13 protein-coding genes are annotated in these 17,035 nt (G+C 68.6%); 5 read left to right on the top strand and 8 right to left on the bottom strand.

Annotated elements, in window-relative coordinates:
* Nucleotides 1–121 precede the first annotated feature (121 nt).
* The 3 genes from OG223_RS53550 (at nt 122) to OG223_RS53560 (ending at nt 5,143) form a co-directional block, all read left to right on the top strand.
* Nucleotides 122–2,947 (top strand): AAA family ATPase, encoded by a 2,826-nt coding sequence (locus tag OG223_RS53550; protein ID WP_329265057.1) that lies wholly within the window; start codon nt 122–124, stop codon nt 2,945–2,947.
* A gap of 236 nt (nt 2,948–3,183) precedes the next feature.
* Entirely contained in the window at nt 3,184–3,861 is a 678-nt protein-coding gene (locus OG223_RS53555; protein ID WP_329240596.1) for a response regulator transcription factor, read from the top strand.
* 43 nt (nt 3,862–3,904) lie between these two features.
* Entirely contained in the window at nt 3,905–5,143 is a 1,239-nt protein-coding gene (locus tag OG223_RS53560; RefSeq protein ID WP_329240594.1) for a HAMP domain-containing sensor histidine kinase, read from the top strand.
* A gap of 520 nt (nt 5,144–5,663) precedes the next feature.
* On the opposite strand, the gene OG223_RS53565 is transcribed toward OG223_RS53560, so the two are convergent.
* The gene (locus OG223_RS53565; RefSeq protein ID WP_329240591.1) at nt 5,664–6,086 is read right to left on the bottom strand and encodes a winged helix-turn-helix transcriptional regulator; all 423 of its coding nucleotides are present in this window, start codon (nt 6,084–6,086) and stop codon (nt 5,664–5,666) included.
* 170 nt (nt 6,087–6,256) lie between these two features.
* Here OG223_RS53565 and OG223_RS53570 point away from each other — a divergent pair, with 170 nt between their 5' ends.
* Entirely contained in the window at nt 6,257–6,874 is a 618-nt protein-coding gene (locus OG223_RS53570) for a hypothetical protein (RefSeq protein WP_329240588.1), read from the top strand.
* Between the two features lie 74 nt (nt 6,875–6,948).
* Complete coding sequence (locus OG223_RS53575) at nt 6,949–7,809, top strand: MBL fold metallo-hydrolase (protein WP_329240585.1); 861 nt, start codon at nt 6,949–6,951, stop codon at nt 7,807–7,809.
* Nucleotides 7,810–8,038: 229 nt separating this feature from the next.
* On the opposite strand, the gene OG223_RS53580 is transcribed toward OG223_RS53575, so the two are convergent.
* From OG223_RS53580 to hpaB, 7 genes are all read right to left on the bottom strand, one after another.
* Nucleotides 8,039–9,472, bottom strand: a complete 1,434-nt coding sequence (locus OG223_RS53580; RefSeq protein WP_329240582.1) for an aldehyde dehydrogenase family protein — start codon at nt 9,470–9,472, stop codon at nt 8,039–8,041.
* 255 nt (nt 9,473–9,727) lie between these two features.
* Nucleotides 9,728–10,672 carry a helix-turn-helix domain-containing protein gene (locus OG223_RS53585; RefSeq protein WP_329240579.1) on the bottom strand — a complete coding sequence of 315 codons (945 nt, stop codon included), beginning with the start codon at nt 10,670–10,672 and terminating at the stop codon, nt 9,728–9,730.
* Between the two features lie 61 nt (nt 10,673–10,733).
* Complete coding sequence (hpaD, locus tag OG223_RS53590) at nt 10,734–11,729, bottom strand: 3,4-dihydroxyphenylacetate 2,3-dioxygenase (protein ID WP_329240575.1); 996 nt, start codon at nt 11,727–11,729, stop codon at nt 10,734–10,736.
* The gene (gene hpaE, locus OG223_RS53595; RefSeq protein WP_329240573.1) at nt 11,726–13,213 is read right to left on the bottom strand and encodes a 5-carboxymethyl-2-hydroxymuconate semialdehyde dehydrogenase; all 1,488 of its coding nucleotides are present in this window, start codon (nt 13,211–13,213) and stop codon (nt 11,726–11,728) included. The genes hpaD and hpaE overlap by 4 nt, the downstream gene beginning before the upstream one ends.
* Nucleotides 13,210–14,142 (bottom strand): 4-hydroxy-tetrahydrodipicolinate synthase, encoded by a 933-nt coding sequence (gene dapA / locus OG223_RS53600; protein WP_329240571.1) that lies wholly within the window; start codon nt 14,140–14,142, stop codon nt 13,210–13,212. The genes hpaE and dapA overlap by 4 nt, the downstream gene beginning before the upstream one ends.
* The gene (locus OG223_RS53605) at nt 14,139–15,584 is read right to left on the bottom strand and encodes a fumarylacetoacetate hydrolase family protein (RefSeq protein WP_329240569.1); all 1,446 of its coding nucleotides are present in this window, start codon (nt 15,582–15,584) and stop codon (nt 14,139–14,141) included. Before OG223_RS53605 ends, dapA begins: the two co-directional genes overlap by 4 nt.
* Nucleotides 15,584–17,035, bottom strand: a complete 1,452-nt coding sequence (hpaB, locus tag OG223_RS53610) for a 4-hydroxyphenylacetate 3-monooxygenase, oxygenase component (protein ID WP_329240568.1) — start codon at nt 17,033–17,035, stop codon at nt 15,584–15,586. Before hpaB ends, OG223_RS53605 begins: the two co-directional genes overlap by 1 nt.

A 17,035-nucleotide genomic window follows, 5' to 3' on the forward strand; every position in this document is an offset into this window, starting at 1 on the left:
CCTGTCGCCGCTGGAGGCGCCGGACCGGGTCGCCTCTCACATCAGCGGGTCCGTCGCCCGCGTCTCACTTCGACGTGAGTGAGCGGGACCTGTGTGATCGGTGGGTTTTGTGGGAGTTCATGTGCTTCGTGGCCGTGCTGCACCAATGTCGAGCGCGCTGCATGTCGTGCACCGGGCGAAGCGTTCGGGCCAGGGCGGGATCATTCTGATCACAGGCGAGGCCGGCATCGGGAAGACCGCGGTCCTCGACACCGTGCGCGCGGAGGCCGCCTCCGCCGGGTTCGTGGTGGGGATGAGCAAAGCGGACGAGGTCGACCATGTTTCGCCGGGCATGCCGCTTCTGCTCGCTCTGCGATCCGGCCGCACACCACTGGCGTCCTCGAAGGCATTCGACGATGTGAACACGCTGGTGGATCAGCCTCTGCTTCTCATCGACCGGGTCTGCGCGCTGCTGGAGGAAGTGGCAAGCTGTTCACCCGTCTTCATCGCCATCGACGACATTCAATGGATCGACCGCCTGAGCCGTCTGGCCCTCCGCGTACTGCCGGCCCGGCTGTCGGGCCTTCCGGTCGTGTGGGCGTTCACGGCCCGGGACAGGTCAAGCGGCCTGGCCGAGGAGCTCTCCGGTGGTCACTTCGACGGCGTTCCGGTCGAGAAACTCGTTCTCGGCCCGCTCGGTCTCACGGACCTCCTGGAGGTTGCGAGGGACTGGCTCGGACATATTCCTGCCGATGGAACGCGTCGAATGCTGGAAGGAGTGGCCGGCACTCCGTTCCTCGCTGTGCAGATCCTGGAGGGCATCGCCCGCGCCCGCGCCCGCGGTGAGAACGAGGACCAGGTGCCTGCCGAGTTCGTGGCAGGAGTCCGCCGCCATCTGACCGTACTACCGGCCACGGCCGCGGAACTCGTGCGCCTGGCCGCAGTGTTGGGCCGCCCCCTGACGTTCGAGGATGCCCTCGGCCTGCTGCCGGACCAGCCTCCGGCAACTGTGTCCGATCTGATCGACAGCGTCACGTCGTCGGGGCTTTTCGTGTCGCACGGATCCCTCATCGCCTTCCGGCACGATCTCGTCCGGGAGACCGTCTACGCCGATCTTTCCGATGCGACACGTCGCCGCATGCATCAGCGGTGCGCTCGCTACCTGATCCATGCGGGACACAGCGCGCTGAGCGCGGCACCGCATGCGGCGGCCGGTGGAAGAAGCGCGGATGACACCAGCGTCGCCATCCTCAGAGCAGCGGCCGACGAGGCGCTGGCGTCCATGCCGGACACGGCCGCCGACCTGATCGTTTCCGCTCTCGCACTGACCGGTCCTGACCAGCCCGGCTACTGGGATGTCGGGATCCGCTGCGTCGACATCCTCAGCCGAGCCCAACGCTCAGCCCAGGCCGTGCACGTCGCCGACTCCCTGCTCCGCAAGGCCCCGCCGACGGAGGAAGCGGCGCGCATCGAGGTATTCGCGGCCCGCGCGCTGTGGCTGACGGGCCGGTTGACCGAGTCGGTCGGCCGTATCGACACGGTCCTGTCCGCCGAGCAGGTGTCCGCCCCTTTACAAGCCCGGCTGCGAGCCTCCCGCGCCCTGGCCATCACGCGCTCCGAGACCGCGGAGCGCGCCCGGGCGGAGGCGGAAGCCGCCCTCGCACTTGCTCAGGAGGCGGGCGACCGCGCAGCGCTGGAGGTGTCGCACCTGGCGCTCGCCGAACTGGCCAAGAACTCGGGACATCACGCGCAGTCGCTGGCTCACTTCCGCGAACTGCGTGCCATCGCCGGCGCCGAGTATCTGCCGGCGGAGATTCTGGTGCTGCAGTTGCTCGACCGGTACACCGAGGCCCGATCGCTGCTCGACGCCGCGCGCCAGGAGTCCGGAAGTCAGGCCGAGGCGGTTCTGCCGTCCATGTTGCACGCCCAGATGTGGCAGGACTTCTGCGAAGGGCGCCTGGAGGAAACCGGGGCCGATGCGACGGCGTTGGTGACCCTGGGCTCGGAACTGGGCAATCATGTGTACGAACTTGATGCCGTCTCCCTCCTCAGCACGTTGGAGCTGTACCGGGGTGATGTCGTGCGGGCGCGGGCTCTTCTCACGCCCTATCTCACGCACACCGACGTGGACGACGATGTGCGCTCACCGGGTCTGATTCTCATGCAGGGATGGCTCGCCGCCGCTGAGGGTGATGTCGCGCAGGCCCTGGCCGTACTCGGACCGCTGCTGTACGCGGCGCGCGACGGGCGCACCTGGTGGCCCTGGTGGCCGGGATGGATGCCGATGTTCGCGCGCATGGCTCTTGCCGGCGGCGACGCCCGCTTCGCGGAAGAGGCGGCCGCGATCGCGGGGGAGGGCGCGGCGCGCAACCCCGGCGTCACGACATTCGAGGGCCTCGCCCTGCACACTCGAGGGCTGGTTCACCAGGACCGACAGATGCTCCAGAAGGCGGCGGACATCCTGAAGGCCGTTCCGCGACCAACTGCCCGCGCGGCCGTCGCCGATGATCTGGGCCGAGCGCTGCTCGCCGAGGGCCATCGCGAGGAAGGGATCGCCCACCTCGACCGGGCGTGGCAGCTCTACCATGACATCGGTATCAGAACCTCGATGCTGTCCGTCCAAGAGGTCCTTCGCGGGGCGGGAGTTCGACGGGCACAGTGGGCGACGGGAGCAGCCCGCCCCGCGTCGGGGTGGCAGGCACTGACCAGGGCCGAGCTGGCGGTCACCCGTCTGATCGGCTCCGGGCTCACCAACAGAGCCGTCGCCGACGACCTGGGTCTGTCCCCCAACACGATCGGCACCCACGTCCGGTCGATCTTCGTCAAGCTGGGCATTCACTCGCGTGTACAGCTGGCGAACGCACTCCACAGACGCGACGCCGAGCTGTCCGGCCAGAGCCCCCGGGAACTCCGGACTGAACGACCGCACTTGGGCCAGACGGAGCGCTCGCGGAGTTCGTCGACGTAGGTGCGCGCATCCACCTCGGGCAGCATCCAGGGCAGGAAGATGAACCGGTAGATGATGGGGGCCACCACCCGGTCGATCAACTCGTCGCCGCTGAACGTGATGCCGGGCCGGGCGGCGAATTCGGCCGCCTCTGCCCGCCGGTCGCTCGGGCAGTCAGCCCCGCAGGCGGAAGGACCGCTGAACGTCCTGAAGATTCTCTTCAGCGTCTGGCGCGACCGGTCGGGCAAGGTAGACGCATGCGTGTGCTGGTGATGGACGACGACGCCCGTCTCGTGGAGCTGCTCCAACAGGGCCTTCGCGCAGAGGGGTTCGCGGTGGATGCCACGAGCGACGGCCTTGACGGTCTCGCCAAGGCGGCCGCCGACAACTACGACGTGATCATTCTCGACGTCATGATGCCTGGCCTGAACGGCTACAAGGTGTGCGCCCACCTGCGGTCGAGCGGTGACAACACCCCCATCCTGATGCTGACGGCGAAAGACGGTGAGTACGACGAGGCGGAAGGACTGGAGACGGGGGCCGACGACTACCTGACGAAGCCCTTCTCCTTCGTCGTCCTCACCGCTCGTCTGCACGCCCTGATACGCCGCGCGCGTCCGGAGCGGCAGATCGTCCAGCACTTCGGGGACCTGGAGATCGACACAGGAGCCCGGCGTTGCCGACGCGCAGGCACGGACATCGCCCTCACTCCTCGGGAGTTCGACGTCCTGGCACTGCTCGCGGCAACCCCGGACATCGCCATCAGCAAGGCCGCCGTCCTGGAGCGGGTCTGGGACAGTGCGTACGAGGGCGGCCCCAACATCGTGGAGGTCTACGTCAGTGCTCTTCGCCGGAAAATCGACCGGCCCTTCGGCCGGGCCAGTATCGAAACCGTACCTGGCGGGGCCTACCGGCTCCGCTCCGACGGAGCCTGACGGCGGCGCCCCCCGCCGGCGCCTACGGCTGTGGCCGCAGACCGTGCGTGTCCGTGCCACCGCCGCCGTCGCACTCGTCGCCAGCCTTGCTCTCGTCGCCTGCTCGGTGGTCCTGCTCTACGCCGTCCACAACAATCTGGTCGACTCCGCCCAGAACACGGCCCGCGACCACGTCGAAAAGGCAGCGAGCCAACTCGCCTCAGGGATGCCTCCGGGCGACGTACGGGCCGAGCTGCCGGACGTCATCCTGGACACCGCGCCCCCCGCCGGCTCCTCATCCACCGCATCGGCGGACCAGGGTGCAAATGCCTATGTGGGCACGTCTGCGGGGCCGATGGTGGTGCAGGCCTATCCCAATCTTGCTCCCGCGCGTACCGCCGTGATCACGTTGACCTGGGCCCTGGTCCCGTGTACCGCCCTGCTGGTCCTGCTGGTCGCCTACCTGGCGTGGTACGCCATGGGCCGGGCACTGCGACCGGTGGAGAACATCCGTGCCGAGTTCGCCGACATCACCGCCCACAGTCTCCAGCAGCGCGTCCCCGTCCCCGACTCCAACGACGAAGTCGCTTTGCTCGCGCAGACGATGAACGGCACTCTCGATCAACTCCAGCGTGCCGTCGGCCGTCTGCGGACCTTCACCTCGGACGCCTCGCACGAACTGCGCGGCCCCCTCACCACCCTGAAGGCCCGTCTTGAGCTGGCCCTGGCCCGCCCCGACCGGGCTGAATGGACAGTGGTCGGCAGCGAGGCCCTGCGCGACACCACACGTCTGGAAGACATCGTCACCGATCTCCTGCTCCTTGCCCGCCTGGACGCTCGCCAGCCCCTGAAACTCCAACCCCTGCGCGTCACCGACCTCTTGCAACGGACCCTCGCCGAGCGCTACCCCCGTCAACCTGTCGTCCTCGTCACGGACTCCGCCTCAGACGAGGCGATCCTGGGCAGCCCCACGGCACTCGCCCGCCTCTTCCTGAACCTCATCGACAACGCGCTGCGCCACGCACACAGCAGTGTGATCGTGGAAGTGCACCACACCGAACATGAGCTGGTCGTCGAGGTCAGCGACGACGGTCCCGGCATCCCCGAACCCGACCGCGAGAGGGTCTTCGACCGCTTCACACGTCTGGACAACGCCCGTACCCGCAGCGAAGGCGGCACGGGTCTGGGCCTCGCCATCGCCCGCGACATCGCGGCCGCCCACGGCGGGACGCTCACTGCCGAACCGCCTCGGACCACCGACGGGGGTGCCCGTCTGCTCCTGGTCATCGCCAGGCAAGACTAACTGCGCAGCACGTAGCGGTTGCGCGACCGAAGATCGGACGCGCGTGACAGCGTGTGAGCGTCCGCTGTGCTCGAGGCTTCCGTGGCGTTGAGAGCTTTTGCGGCCCCGCGGTCCGGAGAACGCTCCATCACCCATTCATGTGAGAGACAAGCGGCCGATTGGTCATCGACGCTGGATTCAGAACCGGTGCCCGAGCGAAGCCGGACATGGCTGGACGGACGCCCCGGTGAACGCTCGTGGCGGGTCACGGCGCTGGAGCGGCATCCCAAGTGTGACCGCGTGCCTCCGGCACCCCGGACCGGGGCCCAGGCACGCTCCAGCGAGAGGTGGATCCGATGGAAGGGACAGCTCCGATGGCGCTGAACTACTCCCAGGCGCTGACCAGAAAGGTGACCGCCGCCAACGGAATCGAGTACGCGTAACCGTGAGGTTGGCGAGGGCGGAGTGCCCCTTCGTACGTGCAGGTCCGGCTCTGGCGCGCGAGGTTCCGGGCCGGAGGGCGTGCGAGAGGAAGGGCGGCTCAGAGTCGTATCTGTGGCGGGTGTGTGCCTCCCACCACGGCCAGGTCCTCGAAGCGGATCTCCTCGCCGCAGGCGGCGCAGTCCGCTCGGGTGTGCAGGATGGCACCGCATCGGTGCTGGAACTCCGCTGTGGCGATGCCGTCGCGGCAGTAGAGGTCGCCCCACTCCTTGAGGGCGGCGAGCACGGGGAGCAGGGCCTTGCCCGCTTCCGTGAGGACGTATTCGTCGCGCGGTGGATGTTCGCTGTAGCGCCGCCGCTCCACGACACCGGCCGTCTCCAGCCGACGCAGCCGTGTGGACAACAGCGTCCGGTTGAGCCCGACGGCGTCGGCGATTTCGGAGAAGCGCCGGTTGCCGTACAGCAGTTCGCGCACGATCGGCAGCGAGTGGCGTTCCCCGACGACGGCTATCGCGTCGGTCACAGAACAGACACGAGGTGTCGGTGCAGATTCAGTACTCACTGTGCTAGGTTAACGTCACTGGCGAGTACATTTTTTGTACTAACTCCTCCGGTGTGGCCGTTGCCCTCAACGGGGTCCGGCGCGGCCGTACGACAGTCAACCCCGCTTACGAACGACAAGAGGCGAACGCCATGAGCAACGAAGCCAACAAGCAGGTTGTCCTCGCGGCCATCGACGGCACCACTGGGCGCAAGAACCAGGTGCACCGCGTGCTGGCGCAGGGGCACTTCGTCGTGACTCACGCCACGACCACCTTCCCCGACGGCGGCCAGGCCGCAGCCTTCGATCTCTGGCAGATCACGGATGGGCAGATCACCGGCCACTGGGGTGACCAGGAGCCCATCGTGGAACAGACCGCCAACGGTCACACCCAGGTCGACGGCGTCGCCGTCATCGACGCGGCGGCCGACACAGACGCCACGCGCAAGGTGGCGGAAGGGGCGGTGCGCACGATTCTGGTCGACAACGACTTCTCCGACGTGGACCGCCACCTGGCGGGCGAGTCCTACATCCAGCACAATCCCCGCTTCGCCGACGGCATCAGCGGACTGGCGGCCGCACTGGGTGAGCTGGCGAAGGCCGGCCAGTCCCTCAAGTACTCCGACGTACTGGACGTCGTCACCGAGGGAGACTTCGCCTACATCCGTTCGGTGGGTGTCTTCGCGGGCGCCGACTTCGTGTTCCACGACCTGTTCCGGGTGGCGGACGGGCGAGCCGTCGAGCACTGGGACGTCATGGTCCCGAGGTGAGGAAGGGCGGCCGAGCCGTCCGCCTCTATCAAGTGCCACCAGGCAACCACCACACGGAAAAGGGCGTGGTAGAGATGGTCTCCCAGACCGACTTGGCGTACGAAGTCTTCATCTCCGATCCGATCCCCACCAGCGTCACGGATCCCATCCCCAACGGAGAGCTGTTCTCCTGGTCGCCGATGTCGACCACGCTGATCTATGGGGAAGAGAACGCAGTACTGGTCGATCCCCCGCTGACGATCGATCAGGCCCAGAGGGTGGGTGACTGGGTCGAACGGTCGGGCAAGCACCTCGAACACATTTTCATCACCCACGGCCACGGTGACCATTGGTTCGCCTCCGGCCCTCTGGTCGAGCGCTTCCCCGGCGCCGTGGTCCTCGCCGGCGAGGACAGCATCCGTCTCATGCGGCAGCAGAGCTCGGCGGAGTTCAGAAAGGCCCAGTGGGACAACCTGTTCCCCGGCCAGATCCCGCCGACTCCCGTGCTCGCACAGCCCGTACCACCGCAAGGGTTTCTTCTGGAGGGCAACGTTCTGCGCTCCGTCGAAGTCGGGCACACCGATACCGACGGCACCACCGTGCTTCACGTTCCCTCGATCGGGCTCGTCGTCGCCGGCGATGTCGTTTACAACGGCGTGCACGTGTACCTCTCCGAGTCTGCGGATGGAGGGCGTGCAAAGTGGCTTCAGGCGCTCGACACGGTCGAGAAGCTCGCGCCGCGCCACATCGTCTGCGGACACAAGAACAAGGCGCTTCCGGACAGTCCGGACACCATCGAGGAAACTCGGCAGTACATCCGTGACGCGGACCGGCTCCTGAACTCGACAACGAGCCGCATCGAATTCTTCGATGCCTTGTGCGCCCTTCATCCCGAACGCCTCAACCAGGCGGTCGTGTGGCTCACGGCCACCGCGCTCATGGATGCACAGAGCTGAGGTCGACTCTCTGCGAACGTGGCGTTGCGCCCGCGAGTGTGTGGCACTTTCCGCGGTGGTCCCTTCGGAGCGCCCGCGCAGATCACCATGCTGGTGCACGACCTTCTCCAGAGCACCGGTCAGGACGGGAGCTCAGGACGGCTCCGCCCCGGATCGATACGGTGGCCGGAGCCGTCCGTCGGCGAGCAGATTACAGATCGACGTGGACAGGTGTGGACCGGCAGCCCGCTTATGCCAGCGACGTCCAGACGCTCTTCACCTCGGTGTACAGGTCGATGGCGCCGCTGCCCATCTCGCGGCCCCACCCACTGGACCCGTAGCCGCCCCAGGGTGTCGAGGCGTCCACTGGGTTGGACATGTTGATGTACACGGTTCCGGCGCGGACGCGGCTGGCGACGCGGTGGGCTGCTGCCACGTCCCGGGTCCAGACGGCGGCGGCGAGCCCATACTCGGTGTCGTTGGCGCGGGCGACGACCTCGTCCTCCTCATCGAAGGGGAGGACCGCGAGCACGGGGCCGAAGATCTCCTCGCGAGCGATACGCATGTCGTCGCGGACGCCGGTGAAGACAGTGGGCCGGTAGAAGTAGCCGGGCAGGTCGGCGGAAGAGCCGCCGGTGACCAGGGCCGCCCCCTCGTCAACGCCGCTGCGGACGAGCGCGTGGACGTGCGCGCGGTGCTCGGCAGTGACCAGCGGGCCCAAGTCGGTGGCTTCGGCGTTGCCCGGCCCCAGGCGCATCTGACCGGCCGCCTTGGCGCAGCGTTCGGCGAATTCGTCGGCCAACGAGCGGTGGACCAGGAAGCGGGTGTACGCGGCGCACACCTGCCCGCTGTTGAGGAGCGCACCCTGCAGACACCCAGCGACGGCCGCGTCGAGGTCGGCGTCGGGCAGCACGATACTGGGCGCTTTGCCGCCGAGCTCCAGCGAGACCCGCTTCAGATTGCCTGTCGAAGCGTGCACGATTGCGCGGCCGGTCTCGGTGGAGCCGGTGAAGGAGACCTTGTCGACGCCCGGGTGCTCGACCAGTGCGCGACCGGCTTTCGGGCCGCCTGTGAGCAGGTTCACCACACCGTCCGGGATGCCGGCCTCCTGGCACAGCTGGACGAGCCGGACCGTGGTCATGGGCGTCTGCTCCGCGGGCTTGACGATCACGGTGTTGCCGCATGCCAGCGCGGGCGCGATCTTCCAACTCGCGATCATCAGGGGGAAGTTCCACGGGGTGATGAGCGCACACACGCCGACCGGCTCCCGCTTGGTGTACTGCAGCACGTTGGGAAAAGACATCGGAGCCGTCTCGCCGTAGAGCTTGGTGACCCAGCCCGCGTAGTAGCGGAAGTGCTCGGCTGCGACCTTGACGCTCACCATCCGCGAAACGCCGATCGGCTGGCCCTGATCGAGGGTCTCCAGCTGGGCTAGTTCTTCGGCATGTTCGTCGATCAGGTCGCCCACGCGCCACAGGATGCGAGCCCGTTCCGCCGGCGCGAGACCCGCCCAGGCGGGGCTGTCGAGCGCTGCCCGGGCTGCCGCGACCGCCTCGTCCACGTCTGCTCGGTCGGCGTCGGCGCACCGTGCGTGCGGCGCACCGGTCGCCGGGTCGACGGTGTCGAACTCGGCGCCGGACGCGGCCGACTGCCAGGTGCCGCCGATGAAGAGGGTCTGGCTCATTGTGTGCTCCTGTGTTCTGAGTCGTCGGTCCTGTCGCTGCCAGGACGAAGCGGGCACATGACCACTCGCCGCCCGGCTCGGTCGTCGGCGGAGTGTGCGGCTCGCATACGGTGAGCGTCGCTCTGGTGGGAGATCCCGGTTTGCGGTGGCGTGCACGACGTCTTGCGGTGCCGGGCACGGATTCCCGTAAGGCGCCGAAACGACAGGCCCCCGGCACTGCCGGATGAGGACTGCGCGTACACCTTGCCCGTCCGGCTACTGGGCCTGAGCCGCTTCACGGGTCTCCCGAGGGCTCATGCCGTACGCCGCCTTGAACGCGTGGCTGAAGTGCGCCGCGTCGGGAAAACCCCAGCGGCCGGCCACGGCGCCGATGGGGAGGCCGGCGAGTGCGGGATCGGCGAGGTCACGTCGGCACTGTGTGAGCCGCCGCTCGCGGATCCAGCCGGAGACCGTGTGCCCCTGTTCGGCCAGGAGCTTGTAGAGGTAGCGGCGTGAGATGCGGTGGGCCGCGGCGATCCGGTCCGGGCCCAGCTCGGGATCGGCGAGCCGCTGCTCCATGTAGAGGAGGATGCGCTGTCTGAGCGCCTCCGGCCCGTCTTCTCGGTGAGCGGAAGAGCTGCCGTGCTGCGCGAGCAGAGCGCTCACGAGGTCGACCGCGCTGTCCGCGAGGCGGTCTTCGCCCACTCCTTGCAGCTCCCGCACCTGACGGGCCAGGCCGCGCAGGAAGGGCTGGACCACCGGGCCCAGTCCCTCTTGGCACGGGACGGTGGCGGCGTTGACCCTCGCCAGCTCCTGTTCCGTCAGCCGCAGCAGGGCGCGCGGGAACATCAGCACGAGCATGCTGTACGGCAGCTCGCAGTCGAGTGTGTAGGGGCGGCGCGTGTCGTAGATGGCCAACTCGCCGGGGGCCAGCAGGGCTTGGCGGTCCCCTTGGGCCAGGCGGCAGCGGCCGGTCAGCTGCAGACTCACCTTGACGAAGTCGGGTTGGTCGGAGGTGATGTGCCCAGAGGTATGGGTGACACCGTGCGGCTGCGCGGCCACGACCGACACCTGCACGGCGCCGAGGTGGGAGGTGTGCAGGGAAGCGTGGAAGTCGGACGTCTCGCCCGGTACGGCTTCCATGGGCACGAAGCTTCGGCGGACGACCTCGCGCCAGAATTCGAAGCGTCCGGCGGACGTGTCGTCCTGAGGTGTCGTCACTGAGCGCACGGTGCTCTCCTGTGTGGAAGAGGGGGCCCCGGTATTCGGGCCCCCGGGAGACTCAGCCGAGGCCGTCGGCGCCGACCTTGACGGCGGCCTCGTCCAGGAGGGCGTCGGAGACGGGTTGCGGCCGGCCGTCGAGGTCGAGGACCGGGGTGGCCTCCTTGTACCAGGACTCGATGACGGCGTTGCCCCAGAAATCGCGGCGGCGGTCGTCGTGGACGTTCCAGCGGTACGTCTCGTGGTCGGGGTCGCCGGTGTAGTAGTCCGAGGTATAGATCTCCACGCGGTGGCCGTCGGGATCGCGGAGGTAGACGTAGAAGGCGTTGGAGACGCCGTGCCGTCCCGGGCCGCGCTCGATGTGGTGCTCCTTGCGCACGGCTCCGAACAGGTCAGCGGTGCGCAGGACTTGGTGGGACTCGTGGGTGGCGAGGCCCAGGTGGTGCAGGCGGGGGCCGTCGCCGCCGGTGAAGGCGACGTCGTGCACGGTCTGCTTGCGGTACATCCAGGCCGCGTACAGCTCGTGCTCGTCGCCCTCGATGGTCTCCGAGCAGCCGAAGCCCAGCGACTTGTAGTGGGCGTAGGCGGCCGGGATGTCGGGGGTGCAGATGTTGAAGTGGTCCAGGCGGGCGATCTCGGCGCCGCGGTGCAGGTCGTAGCGCTGGATCAGGCGTTCGGCGCGGTCGATCTCGTAGAAGAACTCGACGGGGAAGCCCAGCGGGTCGACCACCCGCACCGCATCGCCGATGCCGCGCGTGCCCTCTCCCTTCTTCAGCCGCTTGACGGGGCGGCCGAGTTCGGCGAAGAACTTCTCCGCCTTGTCGACGTCCTCGGGGGTGCGGACCCGGTAGGCGATGTGGTCGAGGGCCGCGACCTTGCCTTTGCGCAACACCAGGGAGTGGTGGGTCAGCTCGTCGGTTCCGCGCAGATAGAGGGAGCCGGAGTCCTCGTACTGGACGTGGAAGCCGAGCATGTCGACCCAGAACCAGCGGGCGGCGCCGAGGTCGGTGACGGCGAGCTGGGCGTACGCGGACCGGACGACATCAGGTGCGTTCATGAGGCAGCGCCGAAACGGGGGGTGTGGACGTCGCCGAGGGCGACATGGACGATTTTGGAGTCGGTGTAGAAGTCGATGGAGTGGGCGCCGCCCTCGCGGCCGACGCCGGAGTCCTTGACTCCGCCGAAGGGCGTGCGCAGGTCACGGATGTTGTGGGAGTTGATCCAGACCATGCCGGACTCGACGGCGTGGGCGATGCGGTGTCCGCGCTTGAGGTCGGAGGTCCAGATGTAGGCGGCGAGGCCGTACCGGGTCGCGTTGGCGAGTTCGATCGCCTCGGCCTCGTCGTCGAAGGGAGCGACGGCGACGACCGGGCCGAAGATCTCCTCCTGGAAGATGCGGGCGTCGCGGGGCACGTCGGCGAAGACGGTTGGCTGGAGGTAGTTGCCCTCGCTCAGGTGGTCGGGCCGGGAGCCGCCCGCGACGAGGCGGGCCTCCTTCTTGCCGATCTCGACGTAGTTCAGGACGCGTTCGTAGTGCTCCGCGTGGACGAGTGCGCCCACCTCGGTCGCCGGGTCGGACGGCAGCCCGACGCGTACGTTGGCGGCACGTTCGGCGAGGCGCTGAACGAACTCCGCGTACAGCGGCCGTTCCACCAGCACCCGTGAACCGGCCGTGCAGCGCTCGCCGTTGAGGGAGAACACCCCGAACACGACCGAATCCAGGGCGGCTTCGAGGTCGGCGTCGGCGAAGACGACGGCCGGGGACTTGCCGCCCAGCTCCATCGACGTGGTCTTCAGGTGCTGGGCGCTGGAGCGGATGATGTGGCGGCCGGTGTCCGTGGAGCCGGTGAAGGAGATCAGCGGCACGTCCGGGTGGTCGACGAGAGCCTGCCCGGCCTCCTCGCCGATGCCGTGGACGATGTTCACTGTCCCGGCCGGCACGCCCGCCGTAGCGAAGATCTCCGGCCACAGCGACGCGGACAGCGGTGTCCATTCGGCCGGCTTCAGCACCAGCGTGCAGCCGGAGGCCAGCGCGGGCGCCAGCTTCCAGCTCTCCAGCATGAACGGCGTGTTCCAGGGTGTGATCAGTCCGGCCACTCCGACCGGTGTGCGCCGGACGTAGGAGAACTGTTCCTCGCCCTGCCGGAACGCCTCCTCGCCCAGCGCCACGATGACGTCCGCGAAGTAGCGGAAGTTCTCCGCGGCCCGGCGGGCCTGGCCGCGTGCCTGGGTGATCGGCAGTCCGGTGTCGTACGTCTCGTAGGTGGCGAGCCGGTCATGGCAGGCCTCGACGGCATTCGCGATGCGGTACAGCGTGCTAGCGCGCGCCCGGTTGGACAGCCCGGCCCACTCCGGGAAGGCGGCGCCGGCCGCCCGCACCGCCCGGTCGATGTCGGCCGCCGAACCGCGCGCGGCCTGCGCGTACGGAGTGTTGGACACCGGCCCGGAGACGTCGAAAGTACGGCCGTCGGCCGCGTCGACGAGTTCGCCGCCGATCCAGTGGCGGATGGCGGAGGGCAGGCTCCCGGGGACGATGGTCACTGAACGACTCCGATCGGTGCGGTGAGAGTGCCGCCCTCGGCGAGCAGCGTGCGGATCTTTGCCAGACCCGCGTCGGTGGGGGTGATGAGGGGCGGGCGGACATGGGGGGAGGCGATGCGGCCCTGCTGGTGCAGCACCCATTTCGCGGGCGCCGGGTTGGTCTCCACGAACAGCAGGTCGACCAGCGGGTGCAGCCGGTAGTGCAGATCGCGGGCGGCGTCGAAATCGCCCGCCTCCCACAGCTCGTACATCCGTGCCACGGCCGTCGGCGCGAGGTTGGCGACGGCCGACACGAACCCGGCGCCGCCCAGCGCCAGCAGCGGCAGACAGAGCAGTTCGATGCCGGACCACACCAGGAGCGAGCGGCCGCAGGCGTGCATGACGCGCGAGAAGTGCTCGAAGTCCTTCGTCGTCTCCTTGACCCCGACGAAGTTGTCGAAGTCGGTGAACAGGCGCTTCACCGTCTCCGGCGCGATGTCCACGGCGGTGCGGGAGGGCACGTTGTAGGCGACGATCGGCAGGTCGGGGAACTCCCGGGCCACCGTCGCGTACCACTGGTAGAGAGCCTCTTGCGTGGGCCGCGCGTAGTACGGAGTGATGACGAGCGCCGCGTCGGCGCCCAACTCCTGGGCGGCGGCGGTGATTTCGAGAGTCTCGTCGAGCTTGTGCGAGCCGGTGCCCGGTAGGAACGGGACGCGGTCGCCGATCTCGTCCGCGACCGTGCGCATCCCCGCGATCCGCTCGGCGGCGGACTGCGCACTGGGCTCACCGGTCGAGCCGCCCAGCGAGATGCCGTGCGAGCCGGACTCCAGCTGGAAGCGGATCAGTGCCCGCAGGCTGTCGTGGTCGACGGCACCGTCCGCGGTGAACGGCGTGACCACCGGAGCGATGGACCCGCGGATTGTGGACGGGTCGCTTCGGAACTTCACAGGGATTCTCCTCCCACGTCGTGCTGCTTGCGCCACTGCTTATAGGCCTCACGCCACTGGGGACCCAGCGGATAGAGCCCCTCGATGCCGTGTCCGGCCCGCACTTGCTCGGTGATGAACCGCTCCTGTGCCTCCTGCTCACGGCAGTCGGCGATCAGCTCCCCGGCCAGTTCGGGTGGTACGACCACCACGCCGTCCGCGTCCCCCACGAGCAGGTCGCCGGGCTGGACCAGGGCGCCGCCGCAGGCGATCGGCACACCGGTGTCCCAGGGGACGTGACGGCGGCCGAGGACGGACGGGTGCTCCCCGCCGTGGTAGACCGGCAGGCCGAGGTCGGTCACGGCCGCGCTGTCGCGCAGCCCGCCGTCGGTGACAACGCCGGCCGCACCGCGCTGCTGTGCGCGCAGAGCCAGGATGTCGCCGAGCGTTCCTGCGGAGGTGTCCCGCCGGGCGTCCATCACCAGTATCTGGCCGGGGCGCAGCTCTTCGATCGCCCGCTTCTGGGCGTTCATGTCGTTGCCGTACTTCTGGAACAGGTCCTCGCGCAGCGGCAGATAGCGCAGGGTGTGGGCGACGCCGACCATGCCGGTGCCCGGCTGTGTGGGACGTACGCCGTCGATCGACATGTGCGGCAGACCGCGCTTGCGCAGCTGTGCGCTGAGCGTGGCGACTGCCACCGAGCGCAGACCGTCCTCGATCTCCTTGCCGAGCAGCGGCTCGGGGATGTACGCCGAGCCGTATGCGGCCTCGCGCTCTGCCGGACCGACGCGGGGCATGGCGCCGTACGGGTCGAGCGCGGGCCCCGCGGCGATCGGATTGCGCAGCCGCCCGGTGGACAGCCCGCCGCCGCTCACCTCGACCTCGACCAGATCGCCTGGCGAGACGACGGAGGCGCCGGCTGGTGTGCCGGTGAGGATCACGTCTCCGGGCTCCAGTGTGACCAGCCGGGACAGGTCGGCGACGAGTTGCCCGAAAGGGAAGAGCAGTGTGTCGCTGGTGTCGTCCTGGACCAGCTCGCTGTTGACCCAGGTGCGCAACTGCAGGGCGGCGGGGTCGAGTTCACGGGCGTCCAGCAGCCGCGGTCCGATCGGTGTGAAGCCGTCGGCGCCCTTGGATCGGACGTTGGAGCCGCTGTCGGCGTAGCGCAGGTCGTACACGCCCGCGTCGTTGGCGGCGGTCACCCAGCGCACATACGACCAGCCGTCCTCGGGCGTCACGTGTTGGGCGCGCGAGCCGATGACGAGCGCGATCTCGCCCTCGAAGCCGAGGAGTTCGCACCCCTCGGGCCGGATGATCGCCTCCTTGGTACCGGACAGGGACGACGGCGGCTTGAGGAAGTACGAGGGCTGCGACGGTGCCCGTCCGCGTTCCTTCGCCCGGCTGGGGTAGTTGAGGTGGACCGCGATGATCTTCGACGGAGGGTTCCCGAGCGGATGTGTCATCAGGAACGCTCCAGGAATTCCTGGACCCTGGCCTTGTAGGGCTCGCGGTCGTAGGACTTCACGTAGGCGCCTGCCATGCGGACCGGGTCGCCGAAGAAGTAGTACTCGTACAGGGCCTGGCGGCTGGAGAAGGCGGAGATGCAGGTGTCCCACACCAGCCGGAACAGCTTCACGCGCTCCGGGCCGGTCAGGGTCGCGGACTGCAGGTAGGCCTCGATGTCGGCGGCGGCCGGGCCGTTGATGTCGAGCTCGGTCGGCGTGGCCATCAGGCCGGAGGCGCCGAGCTTGCGCAGGATCTGCGGGAAGCGCTGGTAGAGCTTGGGGTAGAGATTGCGGGCCGCGTTCAGCGGGGCGAAGGCCGGGGTGAGGACGCCGTACTCGTTGATCTCGGCGTCGGCCTCGGCGGCGCGCAGGAAGGCGCGCAGCATCTCCAGCGTGGTGATGATCTCGGCGATGTCCTCCTGGACGTGCTGGAACTGCTCGATGCCGATGGCCTCGGTCAGCAGGGACACCAGACCCAGGATGTACTCGGTCTTGGCGGACGTCCGGGTGACGACCTGGTGCGTCATGTGCACCACGGACGACGTCTGGGAGTAGAAGCCGTTGCACAACTCGGCGTCGCCGAGCGCGAAACAGCGCTCGAAGGGGACGTGCACGTCGTCGAAGACGACCACGCAGTCCGACTCCTCGAAGCGGGAGGAGAGCGGGTGGTCGTGGCGGGGGCGGTCGTAGTCGAGCGGTTCGCGGGCGATGTAGCGCAGGCCGGGCGTGTCGTTGGGGATGGCGAAGGCGTACGAGTACGGCTTGTCCTCGGGGGTGCCGCGCAGCACGGTGGAGGGGAAGACGAGCATCTCGTCGGCGAACGGGGCGATGGTGGCGAGCATCCGCGCGCCGCGGATGACGACCCCGTTGTCGTCCTCCTTCACGATCCGCGCGGCCAGCTTGCCGCCGGCCTGCTGGGTGCCGGCCATCGCACGGTTGACCTGCGGCGGGATCAGGGTGTGCGTGCACAGCAGGTCCTCTTCACGGACCTTCTCGTAGTAGCGGCGGATGTTCTCGCCGAAGGCGGGGTTGGCCTGGGCGAACCAGTCGGCGGCGGAGGCCAGCGCCATCAGGGAGCTGTTCATGTAGTCGCCGGTGCGGCCGAGCATGCCGTTGCTGTAGTCGGCCCACACCTTGAACGCCTTGCGCCGCTTGACCAGGTCTTCCGGCGTCTTCGGGGTAAGGAACGAGGTGCCGACCGGCTCGCCGGAGGTGGGGGAGGTGTAGGTCAGGGTGTCCTTGTGCTCGGCGGAGTGCTGAAGGTCGTACAGCTCGGCGTAGGTGCGCACCACATTGCGGAAGGCCGGGTGGTCCTGGACACCGCCGGTGATGGTCTCGCCCTGGATGTGCACCGTGGGACGGGAGGCGGACAGTCGCTCGAGGTATTCCTTGCCGGTACGTGCGGCCAT

The organism is Streptomyces sp. NBC_01478 (assembly GCF_036227225.1).
In the GTDB taxonomy this organism is placed as follows: domain Bacteria; phylum Actinomycetota; class Actinomycetes; order Streptomycetales; family Streptomycetaceae; genus Streptomyces.

Bases quoted from the DNA above. Each gene is read 5' to 3' on its own strand.
- OG223_RS53555 (WP_329240596.1), top strand. From the start codon at position 3,184: ATGCGTGTGCTGGTGATGGACGACGACGCCCGTCTCGTGGAGCTGCTC.
- OG223_RS53605 (WP_329240569.1), bottom strand. From the start codon at position 15,584: ATGACACATCCGCTCGGGAACCCTCCGTCGAAGATCATCGCGGTCCAC.
- hpaD (WP_329240575.1), bottom strand. From the start codon at position 11,729: ATGAACGCACCTGATGTCGTCCGGTCCGCGTACGCCCAGCTCGCCGTC.
- hpaB (WP_329240568.1), bottom strand. From the start codon at position 17,035: ATGGCCGCACGTACCGGCAAGGAATACCTCGAGCGACTGTCCGCCTCC.
- OG223_RS53580 (WP_329240582.1), bottom strand. From the start codon at position 9,472: ATGAGCCAGACCCTCTTCATCGGCGGCACCTGGCAGTCGGCCGCGTCC.
- OG223_RS53570 (WP_329240588.1), top strand. From the start codon at position 6,257: ATGAGCAACGAAGCCAACAAGCAGGTTGTCCTCGCGGCCATCGACGGC.
- OG223_RS53575 (WP_329240585.1), top strand. From the start codon at position 6,949: ATGGTCTCCCAGACCGACTTGGCGTACGAAGTCTTCATCTCCGATCCG.